We start from the raw sequence: 16036 nt of genomic DNA on the forward strand, positions 1-16036 counted from the left end.
AGAGTTTGGAACCCTAATTTAAATATTGTGCACTTAATGTAATCCTTGTGAAAATCAACATCATCTCTATATTGATTTGATGAAACTAAAGTGGTAATGTAGTTATAATAACTACATGGTATGATCATCTCATTATAATTACAGTTAGTGAGATAAATTTATAATTTTAGTCGGTATGAAGTAAGAAGGAGACAAACTTATGGAGAAGATTGCGTTAATTACAGATTCAGCATGTGATATTGATGAGGATACATTGCAAAAGTATCAGATACATGTACTTCCCTTTAAAATAATCTATCGTAGTCGGGAATATACGGACAAGGTTGATATTACTCCACAGGAAGTTTATCATAATATGAAAACTGAGATTCCAAAATCTTCCCTCCCTTCCATGGAGGATATAGAGAAGTTGTATCGGAAGCTGGACGAAGAAAAATATACCCATGTCATCTCAATTAATATATCAAGTGGAATCTCGGGTACAGTGAATGCGGTCAGATTAATTAGTGAGCAATATCCTCATATAAAAACTTATCTTTATGATACAAAATCAACCTCAGTGATCGAAGGAATCCTTTTAAAAAATTGTGGTGAACTAATATATTCTGGTAAAAGCTTTAAAGAGATAACGGAAGCAATTCCGAAGATGAAACAAAAGCTTCATTTTTACTTTGTTTTTGGGACATTGGAATATGCAATCAAAGGTGGTAGAATCGGTAAGATATCAGGAACAATTGGTGATATATTAGATATTAAGCCTATCGTTGGATTTGATGAAATCAATGGTCAATGTTTTACCCAAGAGAAAATCAGAGGTAGAAACAAATCAATTAGCCGGCTTGTACAAATCGGTGAAAATATTGTAAAGAAGGCAACTTGTGATGCATATATCATTCATGGTAATGTTGAGGAAGAAGCTTTAAAGTTATGTGATCGAATTAAACAAACACCGGGAATTAGAAATGTTTATCTGATTGGTCAAATCAGCACGGTCGTGGGAGTATATAGCGGACCTGGAACTATGGGGATATGCTACGCTGAGATTTAAGGCTTCTGAAGAATGAAATATGACTTAGTTTAAGAGAACTATTTGCATTATATTACTATAAACATAAAACATCATGGATTGGGAAAGGAAATATTGCCGATGGGATGGATAATGAATCAATTATTATTACACATACCGAAACTTGTGAAGAGAGCAGATAATAAACGTATGGCAAAACAACAGCCAGTCACAGGGGTAGAGGAAAAGAATGATATCGCTTATACTAACTCAGGTAATCCAATGCACCGGTTGAATATATATTATCCAAAGGGAACACAGGGTTGTTTACCGATTATAGTCAATATTCATGGGGGCGGTTTTGTATATGGAGATAAGGATCTGAACCGATTTTCCAACCAGTTTATGGCTTCCAAAGGTTTTGTAGTTGTTGCAATGAGTTATAGATTGTTAAAAGAGACGGATCTAAAAGGAATGATACACGATTTGTTTGACTGCCTTCATTGGATTGAGGAAAAAGCATTTGCAAATCATGGTGATGTATCCAATGTATTTATTTGTGGTGATTCAGCAGGGGGACATCTGAGTGGATTGGTGACATGTATACAACTTGGTTCGAACTTACAACAGCTCTACGATGTAACGCCGGTTTCCTTTCCGATTCGTGCAATCGGCATGAGTCATGGTGTACCGAAGGCTGGAGCCGGAAGTGAGATGAAAGGCAAGTTACGGAGAATGGTTGAAAATAAAATGGGTCAGTTAATACATGGAATGCAGCCATCAAAATCACCATTACTTGGTAATATTGCATTTGAGGATACTTGCAGGGGATTGGATATTCCACCTATTTTTCTAGTCAGTTGTGAAAAAGATGGTCTCCATACTCAGACACTGGAATTAGCTGAATTTCTGAAAAAGAGTTCCATAGAGCATGAATTACTATTCTTTGATAAAGCAAAGAGCCCTAAGCTAAAGCATGTCTTTAATGTGACGAATCCGGAATGGCCGGAGAGTATTGAGGCAAATACAGCGATGACAGAGTTCTTTAAGAAGTGGATAGTGTGAAATAACATTAATATAATTTCAAAATTCCTTGTTGACAAAGTTACTAACGAGGTATATTATTAACAGTGTTAGATAATTAATTATCAAAAAGTTTGTAGGTGAAGAGATGGATTATACGGAATTAGCGCAAGAATTTATGTCGGTTATGTATCAGATGCGTAGACGTAGCACTCAAAAGGTACTGAATGAATCAATGCATGGTGAAATGATTGTTCTCGGCTTTATTGCAAGACAAGATGGGAATGTTATTCCCAGCGAGATCAGTAATGAGTTAGGGGTCAGTACAGCGAGAGTGGCGGCGACTTTGAATAGCTTAGAGGGAAAAGAACTGATAAGCCGTAAGATTGATGTGAATGATCGACGAAGAATTCTGGTGGAGATAACACCTGCCGGAAGAGAAGAGATTGACAAGCATTTCAAGATGATTACGAATACAACAAAGAATATGCTCCAGTACCTAGGTGAGCATGATGCGAAGGAATATGTACGCATTATGAGAAGGTTGGCTGAGAGAAGTATGGAAGATTTCATTTAATGGGTATTACAAAGTAATATGGCTTTTATTTATTATTTTGTTTTACCCTAATATTCAACCTAATAGCTAATAGCATTAGATAATAACAGCATTAGAAAAGGAGAGTGTTAACAATGTTTAAAATTTTAAAACGTATGAAAGCAGGAGAATGGCTGCAGGCTTTAGTCAGTCTGGTTTTCGTGGTATCCCAGGTATGGCTGGATCTAAAACTTCCGGAATATATGTCTGAGATTACAAGATTAACTCAAACACAGGGAAGCGAGATGAGTGATATATGGGTAGCAGGAGGAAAGATGCTTGTTTGTGCTATGGGCAGTCTTGCGTCGGCAATTATTGTCGGTTTCTTTGCATCACGAATTGCAGCTTCGTTCTCCCGTAGGTTACGAAGCGATTTGTTTACGAAAGTTGATTCATTTTCCATGGAAGAAATCAATCGCTTCTCCACTGCAAGTTTGATTACCCGCTCCACCAATGATATCACCCAGGTACAACTGCTAATAACAATGGGACTTCAGATTATGATTAAGGCACCGATTACAGCAGTTTGGGCGTTCACCAAAATAGTCGGTAAGGGCATTGAGTGGTCAATAGCAACCGGAGTGGCCATTGTAATATTATTAAGTATGATCGCTTTGATTATGTTTTTCGTTATGCCGAAATTCAAGAAAATGCAGAGCTTGACTGACAATCTTAATCGTGTAATTAGAGAAAACTTAACAGGGCTACGTGTTGTTCGTGCCTATAATGCAGAGCGTTATCAGGAAGAAAAATTCGAAACTGCCAATGATGAACTGACCGCAACACAGCTATACACCAACCGTGGTATGGCAGTAATGATGCCCATGATGACCACCTTGATGAGTGGAATGTCCTTAGCGATATACTGGATCGGAGCATATCTGATTAACGGAGCGGGTGTGATGGATCGACTATCCCTATTCTCTAATATGGTTGTATTCTCCTCATATTCAGTTCAAGTTATCATGTCATTTATGATGCTGTTAATGATCTTCGTTCTATGGCCTAGAGCGTCTGTATCTGCCAAACGTATTAATGAAGTATTGGAAACTAAACCTACAATTATTGATGGTCAAGTCTCTAACGGCAAAGATGGTCAGGAAGGTGAAGTTGCATTTCGTAATGTGAGCTTCAAGTATCCGGGTGCAACGGATTATGTACTTCAAAACATCAGCTTTACTGCAAAGAAAGGTGAGTCGGTTGCTTTTATTGGTTCGACCGGAAGTGGTAAGAGTACATTAATTAGTCTTGTGCCTAGATTTTATGATACGACAGAGGGTAATATCTTCATAGACGGAGTTAATGTAAAAGATTATAAGCAAGAGTCCTTACACAATAAAATCGGATATGTTCCTCAAAAAGCTGTTATGTTCCGAGGAACAGTAAGTAGTAATGTTGGTTATGGAGACAATGGTATGGCAAAACCGAATGTGGACGACGTTAGAACAGCAGTAAGAATCGCACAGGGATTGGACTTTGTGGAAGCGATGGAGGGAGGATTTGAAGGTGAGATAGCGCAGGGCGGAGCCAATGTATCCGGTGGTCAGAAACAACGACTAGCCATTGCTCGTGCGGTCTGCCGTAAACCGGAGATATACATTTTTGATGACAGCTTTTCAGCGTTAGACTATAAGACGGATCGGATTCTTCGTTCCGTTCTGAAAAATGAGACAGCAGGAGTGACTAGTTTAATTGTTGCCCAGCGAATCGGAACAATTATGGATGCTGATCAAATCATTGTACTGGATGAAGGAAAGATCGTTGGGAAAGGAACACATAGAGAATTATTAAATACCTGTGATGTTTATAGAGAAATCGCTATGTCACAATTGAGTGAAGAGGAGTTGATATCATGAGTGAACAAAAAGAAAACACAACAAGAGGTTCTATGGGAAGAGGACCTATGGGCATGAATGGCGTGGTTGAAAAGCCGAGGAATTTCAAAATAACGATGTCTAAATTATTGGGATATTGCAAAAATTATCTGCTACCAATTATTATCGCATTAATCGCTGCGGCAGCAGGAACCGTACTACAGATTATAGGACCTGATCGGCTTAAGGATTTAACGAATGAGGTGATGAAGGGACTCCCATCTCTTGTTAAGGGAGCTCCGGTAGTGGGAAGTATTGATATGAATGCTGTTGCAAAGATTGCATGGATATTGGTATTCTTCTACGCAGCTGCCTTTGTATTGAACTTTCTTCAAAGTTTTATTATGGCAACTGTAACTCAGATTATATCAAAAAAGATGAGAACTGACATATCCGGTAAAGTAAATCGTCTACCACTAAGATACTTTGATTCCACCAGTTATGGTGATGTGCTTAGCCGTGTTACCAATGATGTTGACGCGATAGGGCAGACTATGAACCAGAGTATAGGAACTTTGATTACCTCAATTACGATGTTGATTGGATCACTTATTATGATGTTTTATAATAACTGGATCATGGCATTAACTGCAGTAGGAAGCAGTTTGATTGGTTTTGCTCTGATGATGGTGATAATGCAAAAATCACAAACATTCTTTAAGTCACAGCAGATGGATTTGGGACGCATTAACGGACATATTGAAGAGGTCTATACCGGTCATAATGTAGTAAAGGTTTATAATGGTAGTAAGGATGCAAGGAAAGAATTTGAAGATATCAATGGTAGTTTATATAAAAGTGCATGGAAATCACAATTCTTATCCGGATTAATGATGCCGCTGATGGGCTTCGTGGGCAACTTTGGATATGTTGCTGTTTGTGTAGTAGGTGCAGCACTTGCTATGAATGGAACAATTTCTTTCGGTGTAATCGTTGCCTTTATGTTGTACATCAGATTATTTACACAACCGCTGTCACAAATTGCCCAGGCAATGAATAATCTGCAAAGAACAGCAGCAGCCAGTGAGCGTGTATTTGAATTTCTTGAGGAAGAGGAACTTGAAGTGGAAGAGGACAAAAAGGGTGCTTTGAAACAGGTCAAAGGCCATGTTGAATTTAAGAATGTGAAATTTGGTTATTCTCCGAATAAGCCTGTTATTAACAACTTTGGTGTCAATGTAAATGCCGGTCAGAAGGTTGCAATAGTTGGACCAACAGGAGCAGGTAAGACCACTTTGGTTAATCTACTGATGAGATTTTATGAACTAGATGGTGGAGAAATACTTATCGATGGAATTCCGATTCATCAGGTGCCACGAGAGAATGTGCACGAACAGTTTAGTATGGTTTTACAGGATACTTGGCTATTTGAAGGAACCATCAAGGAGAATATTATATATAGTAAAGCGGGGGTATCAGATGAAGAAGTGAAGTCAGCTTGTAAAAGTGTAGGTTTACACCACTTCATTAAGACCTTGCCTGATGGTTATGACACAGTTTTAAATGATAAAGCAAGTCTATCAGAGGGACAGAAGCAGTTAATTACGATAGCAAGAGCAATGATTCAAAATGCACCTTTATTGATATTAGATGAGGCTACCAGCTCGGTAGATACCCGAACAGAGCGCATTGTTCAAAAAGCTATGGATAAATTGACGGTTGGAAGAACCTCCTTTGTGATCGCGCACCGCTTATCTACCATAAAAAATGCAGATCTGATTCTTGTTATGAAGGATGGTGATATCATCGAGAGTGGAAGTCATAACGAATTGCTTGGTAGGAATGGATTTTATGCGGAGCTTTATAATAGCCAGTTTGAAGTAGCATAATAATAGTGCACTACTATATCATTTATATGTAAACCCAGATATAAATAAATTTCTTTAATCAAAAATCATATCCTAAATAGCTATATTATCTTTGTTAAAATCGCCACTGTATTATGTGGCGATTTTATTATACAATAATGTAAGAAAAACTTACTTAGAGGCAGGATAATATACATGGAGAAGATAAAGCTGATATTGATGTACTTGGGAGGAAGACTACGCAGACAATTTTTTATGGCGCTTCCTGAGAATGAGAAAGATTTTGATAAGAGTAGACAGTATTATATAGCAGCTGATTCTGCAAGCCAATTAATTACACAGCTTGCTGGAGGAACCTTCCTCATGACTTTATTAAGCTATGCCGGCTTATCGGATGGTGTAATCGGAACTGTACTTTCTTTAGTAACACTGGGCGCAGTGTGTCAACTTATTGCGATGAACCGAGTACAGAAGTTATCGAAGTTTAAGCTTTTTGTAGCTACAACTGTATTACAAAAGATTTGGTTTGGTGTGATTTTTATTATACCTTTATTTGTTGTAAAAGGGTTAGAGATGCAGATTTTAGTCTGTGGTATTTTTCTGTTTGCACAGATCGCATCGCAGATTGGTGTACCTGCCTCGATGGATTGGATCGCGAGTCTGGTTCCCTCCACTGAGAGAGGAAAGTATTTCTCCAGAAAAGATGCCTTTGCTGTGTTTTTTACAGTCTTTGGTATGTTTGTAATGGGGGTTTTATTGGATATAACAAAGGGGAGCCGTTTGAAGCTAGGCTTTTTGTTGATTGGTATCGTTTTGATTTTACTGGCATTACTAAACTTTATTTCCTTTGTAAAGATGAAGGAACCACGAACAGCATTAATAAATGCAGAGGGGAAGGAGTTACACGGTTCGCTGGCAAAGAGGGAACTAAAGAAGCAATCACTGGAAAGCTTCGGAATACGGAGGGAGGTTCGTTATGCCTTCTCTTCGGATCGCTTTCGAAAGGCACTAATATTGAATTTATTATGGACAACCGCTTTCTATATCGGGATGCCATTTAATAATAGCTATCAGGTAAAGGAGCTCGGACTTTCCTATACATATATCATGTTAATTATATTGTTAACTACTATCCTAAGGGTTGTCATTACCCCCGGAATCGGGAAGAAAGCAGATCGTAGTGGTTCGCCACTGATGCTGCTTTGGACTTTGGCATCGATGGGGATTTATTACCTCACGATGATATTTACGGTTCCTGAGAATGGAAAAATATTTTTTACGATAGCATCTATATTCTCAGCAGTTGGTTGGAGCTTTATTGCAATTGGATTATTTAATATCCAGTTGATGTGTGTGGATCGAACCAGAAGAATGCAGCAATATACCATTCTATCCGGTGTATCCGGCTTGTATGGCTTCATCATCTCTGTTGTGGGAGGAATTCTGGTGGATTTTTTACAAAAAAATCGTCTCTCTATAGGAGGAAAATTATTATTTGCACAGCAATGGATGAATTTACTGGGTTTGCTTTTTATTCTGTTAACAATGATTTATCTTTATGTCAAAGTGAAGCCCTTAAAACCGGAGCATGATGATGAGGATGGAAAGCTTAATAGTGCATCATAATAAATATATTTTGAGTACGGAGGGAGAAAGAATGCAGTATCGATTATTAATTGTTGAGGATGAAAAAGCGATTTCATCCCTATTGAGGATAAGTCTTACCTCTTGCGGGTATCTCTGTGATACGGCATTTGATGGTATGGAAGCGGCGGATCGATTAGAAAATAATCACTATGATCTGGTTTTACTTGATATTATGCTCCCTAAGGTGAGCGGATATGAACTGATAGAATATATACGACCCATGAATATTCCGGTTATCTTTTTAACTGCCAAAAGTAAGGTGGAGGAGAAGGTAAAGGGGTTGCGACTCGGTGCGGATGACTATATAACAAAGCCCTTTGAAATCCTTGAACTGCAGGCACGAGTGGAAACCGTGCTTAGGAGATACCATAGGATGGAGGACAGGTTTGAGATTGGGGATGTAAGGGTAAATACTACCACTTATCAGGTTCACAAAGCAGAAGAGGAAATCAGCTTAACACAAAAGGAATTTCTTATATTAGTAATGTTTCTGGAAAATCGGAATGTTGCCTTGTTTCGAGAGCAGATATACGAAAGAGTGTGGGGCGGTGAATACAGCGGTGACAGCCGTACAATCGATCTTCATGTTCAGCGGTTAAAGAAAAAACTAGGGTGGGATAAGGAGATAACATCCGTACATAAAGTCGGATATCGACTGGGGGTATAAATGAAATTATCGTGGAAGATATTTATTAGTACATTATTGATTGTATTGCTCAGCTTAAGTGCTGGTGGAGCATTAATTATCACATTGTCCTTTAAAAATAACTTAGATAACGAGCTTGTTAGGATGCGAAAAGAGAATAGGATGATGGGAATGGAGACCGCTTCCTTGATGCAGTCCAAAGCTAGTTCCCCCGATGATGATGAGAACGCTTTATTAAAGGAAGTATTGGAAGTGCTCGGAGGTAGCTGGAGCTCAAGCGGAAAAAAGTTTCAAATTCTTTCTGCTGATAATAAAGTGGTAGGTGGTAATATACCGGAAGCATTAACGTTTGAACACGTACTTTCAGATAAGAATTACACTTACGTAATCATAAAATCCAAAGGGAAATATTATATACAAGGGGCTACGGTAGTAAACACTTTTCATGGGCATATCAAGATCATTAGCAGTTTGGATATCAGCGATGTATTTCAAAACCGCAAGGATCAAATCGATATCTTTTGTAAGGTGATGTTTGGTATAGGAGGATTTAGTGCGATATTGAACGCTGCACTGGCTGTGTGGTTGACAAGACCGGTATTTCTGCTAACAAGAGCATCAAAAAGTCTTAGTAGAGGTGATATGAAAGCTAGGGTAAAAACTCGTGCGAAGGATGAAATTGGTTTACTTTCCGTTCATTTTAATGAAATGGCAGATTCATTGGAAGAGAAGATAAGTCAGCTTGAGGATGCGGCGAGAAGGCAGGAGGATTTTGTGGGAAGCTTCACTCATGAATTAAAAACCCCACTTACCTCCATTATTGGATATGCAGATCTTCTGCGTTCTCGTGATATGGATGAAAATATGCGATTTGAGGCGTCAAATTATATCTACCATGAAGGCAAAAGATTAGAGAGTTTATCATTGAAGCTATTAGAATTTTTAGTAGAGGGCAATCAAGAGCCGGAGCTTAAAACATTGCCTCTAACTGTTTTAATGGAAGAGGTTCTTAATTCTATTCAGCCGGAATTGCTTAAGAAAAATATTCTTTTAGTCAATAAAGTATCAGAACAAAAAATTGTAGCAAATCAAGATTTAATAAAAATAGTGATTCTAAATATATTGGATAATGCAAAAAAAGCAGTCGAAAATGAAGGAACGATAGAACTATCCGCTGGCTTATTACAAGGGAAAGTATATGTTAAGGTTCGAGATAATGGCAGAGGAATTCCTAAAAAAGATTTAGGTAAAATAACAGAAGCCTTTTATATGGTAGATAAATCTCGTTCCAGAAATGAGGGTGGAGCTGGTCTTGGATTATCTATTTGTGCGAAAATAATGCAGCTTCATAAGGGCGAGATAATATTTGAAAGCGAAGTGGATAAAGGCACAACGGTAACTTTGCTGTTTGGTATCCAAACGTGATTGGAGGGAATGAGTGATGATGAAAGTTATTAAATATTTGTGCTTAGTAATTGGAATTAGTGGTGCGATATTAATCATTACCGCAATCCCTTTTCTAATCTCTTATCTACAAGATAAAAAGTTACTAAATCATGAGATTCAGATAAGCGATAAACCGATTTCTATTGAAGTTATGGATAAAGTATCTACAATGAGCTTGAAGGATAAGGTGTTACTGGCAAAGAATAAGATATCAACGGATCAGGTTGAACTAAAAACAGGAAAACTAATGACTAGAGATAAAGCAGCTGAGGTAGCTCATACGGAATTAAACAAAATCGTCAAACGCAGAGGAGAAGAAATCTCTATAGATCAATATCAATTCGGATTTTCCCCGGTTTTATTTATAAATCTTGATGATCCTTCTCTTACGATGATAGTTTGGAGGGGATTTGTGAAGACGAGCGACCTAGCCTTTCAGTTTTACCTTGATGAAGAAAGTAAAAAGATTATATTTTTTCAAGATGTTTTTTATAGAACCGATGAAGAAAGTACAGAACTTCAACGATTATGGAACGATTATATAAATCAGTAGTGTGATACAAGTATGATACAACTCAAGTATAAAATACAAATATGCCAATCAGATCGTGTAAAAGGATATGGCATCAAACGTATAAGAGCCGGAGCTTTTGTCAGTCACTTTGTGATGGGCAAGAGCTCTAACCGTTTCGGAAGAACATGAGCAGTTAAGCATGTATCTATGGCTCAGCGTTTGAAGGTTTCGAAGAAAGGCTGGTTGTATCTATGAAAAACCTTGGGATAATCGGTGGCTTAGGTCCGATGGCAACAGTTTATTTTATGGAGCTTGTAATTAAGATGACAGATGTAAAGACGGATCAGGAGCATATCAGAATTTATTTGCAAAGCATACCCGATACACCCGATCGGACGGCATATATATGTGGAGAGAAGGAAGAGAGTCCGTTGCCTTGGTTTGTACGAGCGGGGACAAGTCTGGAAGCTCAGGGGGCTGATTTTATTGCGATTCCCTGTGTCACTGCGCAGTATTTTTATAAGGAATTAACAGAGAAAATAAACATCCCCGTCATCCCGCTAATATCCGAGTTGGTAAAGGAAATCAAAGTGAGCGGTATTAAAAAGGTCGGTATACTAGCAACGGATGGAACAATCAAATCAAAGATTCTTCAAAAACAGTTGAATGCAGATGGAATTGAAACGGTAGTACCGGATGAGAAGGATCAGTCCATGGTTATGGACTTGATTTATAACCAGATCAAAGCGGGTAAGAAGGTAAATATGCCTCAGTTTTGTAAAGTGCTGAAACATTTAAAGGAACAAGGGGCTCAAAAACTTATACTTGGCTGTACGGAGTTATCATTAATTAAGAGAGATTTTTCTATCGATGAGGATTGTATTGATGTTTTGGATGTGCTAGCGAAGAATTCGGTTCTATGCAGCGGAGCACCGCTTAAGAAGGAATATCTTCATTTGATATAAGGATATCTCTATTGGAAAGCAAAATTACTTATTGAAGAGAGGACGATATGCAAAGAAATGTATTAGAGTACTTAGAACAAACCATTCATGAGGTTCCGAATAAGGTGGCTTTTGCGGATGATAAAACAGAAATTACATTCCAAAAGTTCTATGACGGCTGTAGAGCAATAGGATCCTTTTTTGCTGAGGAGGGAATATATAAAGAGCCTGTTTTAATCTTCATGGATAAATCACCTCATACCTTAGTAGCTTTTTTTGGAACGATATACGGAGGGAACTATTACATACCAATTGATGAAGAAATGCCTCAGAGGAGAATTGAACTCATTATTGAGAACACGAAAGCAAGGGTTTTTATCTGTAATGAGTCCACAGCTGAGAAGGTAAAGGACTTTGGTTTTCAAGGCAGAGTGCTGCTTTATGATGAATTAATACCCACAAAAATCAATCAGGGAAAGCTGGATACTATTCGGGAGCAGTCCATTGACGTAGATCCCATCTATGTGTTATTTACATCCGGTTCTACCGGTATACCCAAGGGTGTGGTCGGCCATCACAGAGGTGTAATTGATTATATTGAAAATCTGTCCGAGGTGCTGGAGTTTAATCGAGAGACGGTATTTGGGAATCAGTCGCCACTCTACTTTGATGCTTGTATGAAAGAAATCTATCCGACGATGAAATATGGCGCGACAACATACCTGATTCCTAAGCAATTATTTATGTTCCCGGTAGGTCTTGTGGAATTTATGAATGAGAAGCAGATTAACACTGTATGCTGGGTTGTATCGGCTTTGACCATGATCTCTTCCTTTGGAACCTTTGAGATTGTTAAGCCGGACTATTTGCATACGATTGCTTTCGGAAGCGAAGTGTTTCCAATCAAACAATATAATATATGGAAACAAGCGCTCCCGAACGCATCCTTTACGAATCTGTACGGTCCGACGGAAGCAACCGGTATGAGCTGTTACTATAAGTTGGATAGAGAGTTCGGTGTGGATGATGTGATACCAATCGGAAAGCCATTTTCAAATACGCAGATAATTCTTGTGAGCGAAGATGGGAAAGAAGTTCCAAGGGGTGAAGTCGGGGAGATCTGTATCCGAGGAACCTGCTTAACGCACGGCTATTACGCGAATGAGGAAAAGACAAAAGAGGCATTTGTTCAAAACCCGCTCAATCCATATTATCCGGATTTGATTTATCGTACGGGTGATCTTGGTAAGTACAACGATGAAAATCAATTGATTTTCATCTCCAGAAAAGACTATCAGATCAAGCATATGGGTCACAGAATCGAACTGGGAGAAATTGAAGTGAATGTCACATTGGAGGATCGCGTTAGAGCGGCCTGTTGTATCTTCATTAAGGAAACAAGTAAAATTGTACTATTTTATGTTGGGGAGATTACTAAGAAGGAGCTTTCTGTGTTTTTGAAACAAAAGCTGCCTAGGTACATGCTACCGAACACAATCATTCAATTGGATCAATTGCCGCTTACTCCAAATGGCAAGATGAACCGAATTGAAATGGAGAATATATACAAGAAAGAGAAGGAGAAAAAGTAATGGAAAAGATACTTGAAATACTAGAGGAGTTACACTCAGATATTGATTTTATGCAGGAGGATAAGCTTGTAGATCATAAGATACTAGATTCCTTTGATTTGGTTACGTTAGTGTCCGAGCTTTGTGAGGCATTTGACATTGAAATTACTGCGAAAGATTTTGTACCTGACAATTTTAACTCAGTTAAATCCATGCATTTGATGGTAGAAAGATTAATGGAAGAATAGAGCTATGTTATTTACATCATATAACTTTGTCGGATTTTTGATCCTCTTAATTGCATTATATTATATTATTCCGAAGAAATTCGGGTGGATACTGCTTTTGATCGGCAGCTATGTGTTTTACTTTTTTGCAGGATTGTTTTATCCGCTATTTATCTTCTTTACAACCCTTACGACTTATCTGATTGCAAGGAAGATGGATGATATTAAGGAACAACAAAAGTATTATGTCTCATTTCACCGAGATGAATTAACAAGGGATGAGAGAAAAGATTATAATAAGCAGATGAAGAAGAAACGCAAGAGATGGATGATTCTATGCTTATTGATTAACTTTGGAATTCTTGCGGTACTGAAATACACGAACTTTGCAATTGACAACATCAATTCAATACTTGGAACCTTCCATTCCTCTAAGGAACTGGACGCGATGGATATAATTCTGCCGATGGGTATCTCGTTCTACACCTTCCAGTCCATGGCCTATTTGATTGATGTTTATTGGGAAAAGGTATCTGCACAGAAAAACTTCTTTAAATTTGCATTATTTGTATCCTTTTTTCCGCAGCTGATTCAAGGACCAATCAGCAGATATAACGATTTATCCAAGACTTTATACGAGAGACATTCCTTTAACTGGGAGAATTTTAAAAACGGATTGATCAGAGTGATGTGGGGTTATTTCAAAAAGCTCATAATTGCGGACCGTATCATTGCCGCGGTTAAATCACTGATTGAATCACCGGACTACTACAGCGGAGCTTTTGTACTGTTATTAATTATTTTCTACGGGATAGAATTGTATGCTGATTTTACCGGTGGCATCGATATTACAATTGGTATTGCTCAGATGCTTGGAATAAAAGTAAGTGAGAACTTTGAAAGACCGTTCTTCTCAAAAAATATCGCGGAATACTGGAGAAGATGGCATATTACGATGGGTACCTGGTTCAAGGATTATGTATTTTATCCACTCAGTATTAGTGGATGGATGAAAAAAATCACATCTTTTAGTAAGGGACACTTCGGTAAGGGAGCTGCTAAGAGAGTACCGATTTATATTGCAACGATGATCACCTGGTTTGCAACCGGTATCTGGCATGGGGCTAATTGGAACTTTATCGTGTGGGGATTAATGAATGGCGTGGTGATTTTGGTTTCCCAGGAATTTAACCCTCTTTATGAGCGGTTTACCCTCCGATTTCCGAGGCTTGCAAATTCACGTGGATTTGATGGTTTTCGAGTAATAAGAACCTTTTTACTGATGGGATCATTACGTTTATTTGATTGTTACCGTGACGTAAAGACTTCTTTTGTTATGTTCTTTACAATGTTCACTCAGTTTAATCCGTTTGTTGTTACGAAGAAGGAACTGCTAGATCTGGGATTAAGCATGACCGATTATGCCATCGTATTTGGCGGTGTGCTAGTGATGTTTACCTATAGTATGCTCAGTCGAAGCGGAAGTGTTCGCGAAAAGCTAAATAATAAACCATTTATCCTTCGCTATGCCATATATATTTGTTTATTCTATGCGGTTCTTCTATTGGGCGCATACAGTATTGGCTATGATGCGAATCAATTTATATACAATCAATTTTAAACTGACACAAAAGAATGGAGTTATCTATGAAAAAGATAATACGGCGGTTAGTCGCAGTCTTGCTGTGTGTTCTGGGATTTTTCCTGCTGCAGCGTCTGGTGATGCCTAAGTACATGGATGATGTATTAGAAGGATCATTCATTGAGGAGTACTATTCGGAAACTACGAACCATGATGTTGTATTTATTGGTGACTGCGAGCTTTATGAGAATTTTAACCCGATTACACTCTGGGAGGACTATGGTATTACGAGCTATATCAGGGGCAGTGCTCAACAGCTGATATGGCAATCCTACTATTTGCTTGAGGATACGCTTCGGAAGGAAACCCCGAAGGTGGTAGTGTTCAATGTATTATCCTTAAAATATAACGAACCACAGAGAGAAGAATACAATCGAATGACACTGGATGGAATGCAATGGTCAAAGGCAAAGGTTGATGATATCAATGCATCAATGACTAAGGGAGAAAGCTTTCTGGATTATGTATTCCCATTCCTTAGATATCACAGTAGAATTACACAATTAACGGATAGTGATTTTAGATATTATTTTAAAAAACGTAAGGTAACCAATAACGGGTACTATATGCGTGTGGATGTGGCTCCGGTCACCGGAAAAGTGGAGGATATTCCTCCGGATTCCTATCAATTTGGTGATAATGCATGGAAGTACATGGATAAGATTACTGAGTTGTGCAAAAAGAAGGGGATTAAGTTGGTTTTAGTGAAGGCACCTAGCTTATCTCCGGTTTGGTATGATGAGTATGAAAAACAGGTAGTTGATTATGCTAAAAAGAATAACCTTCCCTATATTAATTATTTAAAGCTCACAGATCAAATTCCGATTGATTACAGTAAGGATACATATGATGAAGGACTTCATATGAATCTCCCCGGAGCTGTAAAGCTATCCTTACACTTGGGAGAGACCTTGCAGAAGGACTACGGGCTTCAAGATCACAGAGAGGATAAGAAGTTTAAAAAGGTTTGGGCAAAAAAAGTGGCATTCTATAACGACATGAAGAAGGCACAATATCAGGAACTTGAACAATATGGCTATTTAAAAAGCTTCGGTGGTGAAGCAACCAAGGATGAAAAATAAGAGAGGAAGTT

14 protein-coding genes are annotated in these 16036 nt (G+C 38.2%); all 14 read left to right on the forward strand.

What is annotated here, in order from left to right; translation table 11 throughout:
* Positions 1 to 199: 199 nt before the first annotated feature.
* Positions 200 to 1048, forward strand: coding sequence for a DegV family protein (locus AC6IWN_RS02195; RefSeq protein ID WP_497990626.1), 849 nt, complete (start codon positions 200 to 202; stop codon positions 1046 to 1048).
* 111 nt (positions 1049 to 1159) lie between these two features.
* Positions 1160 to 2071 carry an alpha/beta hydrolase gene (locus AC6IWN_RS02200; RefSeq protein WP_497990628.1) on the forward strand — a complete coding sequence of 304 codons (912 nt, stop codon included), beginning with the start codon at positions 1160 to 1162 and terminating at the stop codon, positions 2069 to 2071.
* A gap of 106 nt (positions 2072 to 2177) precedes the next feature.
* Positions 2178 to 2606: a MarR family winged helix-turn-helix transcriptional regulator gene (locus tag AC6IWN_RS02205; RefSeq protein ID WP_497990630.1), complete on the forward strand. Its 429-nt coding sequence runs from the start codon at positions 2178 to 2180 to the stop codon at positions 2604 to 2606.
* Between the two features lie 113 nt (positions 2607 to 2719).
* Entirely contained in the window at positions 2720 to 4480 is a 1761-nt protein-coding gene (locus AC6IWN_RS02210) for an ABC transporter ATP-binding protein (protein ID WP_497990632.1), read from the forward strand.
* A complete protein-coding gene (locus AC6IWN_RS02215) occupies positions 4477 to 6327 on the forward strand; it encodes an ABC transporter ATP-binding protein (protein ID WP_497990634.1) in 1851 nt (616 codons plus the stop codon). The genes AC6IWN_RS02210 and AC6IWN_RS02215 overlap by 4 nt, the downstream gene beginning before the upstream one ends.
* Positions 6328 to 6501: 174 nt before the next feature.
* Positions 6502 to 7932, forward strand: a complete 1431-nt coding sequence (locus AC6IWN_RS02220; protein WP_497990635.1) for an MFS transporter — start codon at positions 6502 to 6504, stop codon at positions 7930 to 7932.
* Between the two features lie 31 nt (positions 7933 to 7963).
* Positions 7964 to 8620 (forward strand): response regulator transcription factor, encoded by a 657-nt coding sequence (locus AC6IWN_RS02225; RefSeq protein WP_497990637.1) that lies wholly within the window; start codon positions 7964 to 7966, stop codon positions 8618 to 8620.
* Positions 8621 to 10024: a sensor histidine kinase gene (locus AC6IWN_RS02230; RefSeq protein ID WP_497990639.1), complete on the forward strand. Its 1404-nt coding sequence runs from the start codon at positions 8621 to 8623 to the stop codon at positions 10022 to 10024. It abuts the gene before it with no gap.
* Positions 10025 to 10040: 16 nt separating this feature from the next.
* The gene (locus AC6IWN_RS02235) at positions 10041 to 10598 is read left to right on the forward strand and encodes a hypothetical protein (protein WP_497990641.1); all 558 of its coding nucleotides are present in this window, start codon (positions 10041 to 10043) and stop codon (positions 10596 to 10598) included.
* A 212-nt stretch (positions 10599 to 10810) separates the two neighbouring features.
* Entirely contained in the window at positions 10811 to 11524 is a 714-nt protein-coding gene (cuyB, locus tag AC6IWN_RS02240) for a cysteate racemase (RefSeq protein ID WP_497990643.1), read from the forward strand.
* Between the two features lie 47 nt (positions 11525 to 11571).
* Complete coding sequence (locus tag AC6IWN_RS02245) at positions 11572 to 13095, forward strand: amino acid adenylation domain-containing protein (RefSeq protein ID WP_497990645.1); 1524 nt, start codon at positions 11572 to 11574, stop codon at positions 13093 to 13095.
* Positions 13095 to 13322, forward strand: coding sequence for a phosphopantetheine-binding protein (locus tag AC6IWN_RS02250; RefSeq protein WP_497990647.1), 228 nt, complete (start codon positions 13095 to 13097; stop codon positions 13320 to 13322). The genes AC6IWN_RS02245 and AC6IWN_RS02250 overlap by 1 nt, the downstream gene beginning before the upstream one ends.
* 4 nt (positions 13323 to 13326) lie before the next feature.
* Positions 13327 to 14922, forward strand: coding sequence for an MBOAT family O-acyltransferase (locus AC6IWN_RS02255; protein ID WP_497990649.1), 1596 nt, complete (start codon positions 13327 to 13329; stop codon positions 14920 to 14922).
* A 26-nt stretch (positions 14923 to 14948) separates the two neighbouring features.
* Positions 14949 to 16025 (forward strand): SGNH/GDSL hydrolase family protein, encoded by a 1077-nt coding sequence (locus tag AC6IWN_RS02260; protein ID WP_497990651.1) that lies wholly within the window; start codon positions 14949 to 14951, stop codon positions 16023 to 16025.
* Positions 16026 to 16036: the final 11 nt, after the last annotated feature.

The organism is Variimorphobacter sp. HTMS_6, assembly GCF_059717775.1.

Coding starts and splice junctions, on each gene's coding strand:
- AC6IWN_RS02250 (WP_497990647.1), top strand. CDS start 13,095: ATGGAAAAGATACTTGAAATACTAGAGGAGTTACACTCAGATATTGAT.
- AC6IWN_RS02220 (WP_497990635.1), top strand. CDS start 6,502: ATGGAGAAGATAAAGCTGATATTGATGTACTTGGGAGGAAGACTACGC.
- AC6IWN_RS02195 (WP_497990626.1), top strand. CDS start 200: ATGGAGAAGATTGCGTTAATTACAGATTCAGCATGTGATATTGATGAG.
- AC6IWN_RS02205 (WP_497990630.1), top strand. CDS start 2,178: ATGGATTATACGGAATTAGCGCAAGAATTTATGTCGGTTATGTATCAG.
- AC6IWN_RS02200 (WP_497990628.1), top strand. CDS start 1,160: ATGAATCAATTATTATTACACATACCGAAACTTGTGAAGAGAGCAGAT.
- AC6IWN_RS02235 (WP_497990641.1), top strand. CDS start 10,041: ATGATGAAAGTTATTAAATATTTGTGCTTAGTAATTGGAATTAGTGGT.
- cuyB (WP_497990643.1), top strand. CDS start 10,811: ATGAAAAACCTTGGGATAATCGGTGGCTTAGGTCCGATGGCAACAGTT.
- AC6IWN_RS02260 (WP_497990651.1), top strand. CDS start 14,949: ATGAAAAAGATAATACGGCGGTTAGTCGCAGTCTTGCTGTGTGTTCTG.
- AC6IWN_RS02225 (WP_497990637.1), top strand. CDS start 7,964: ATGCAGTATCGATTATTAATTGTTGAGGATGAAAAAGCGATTTCATCC.
- AC6IWN_RS02245 (WP_497990645.1), top strand. CDS start 11,572: ATGCAAAGAAATGTATTAGAGTACTTAGAACAAACCATTCATGAGGTT.
- AC6IWN_RS02210 (WP_497990632.1), top strand. CDS start 2,720: ATGTTTAAAATTTTAAAACGTATGAAAGCAGGAGAATGGCTGCAGGCT.
- AC6IWN_RS02215 (WP_497990634.1), top strand. CDS start 4,477: ATGAGTGAACAAAAAGAAAACACAACAAGAGGTTCTATGGGAAGAGGA.
- AC6IWN_RS02230 (WP_497990639.1), top strand. CDS start 8,621: ATGAAATTATCGTGGAAGATATTTATTAGTACATTATTGATTGTATTG.
- AC6IWN_RS02255 (WP_497990649.1), top strand. CDS start 13,327: ATGTTATTTACATCATATAACTTTGTCGGATTTTTGATCCTCTTAATT.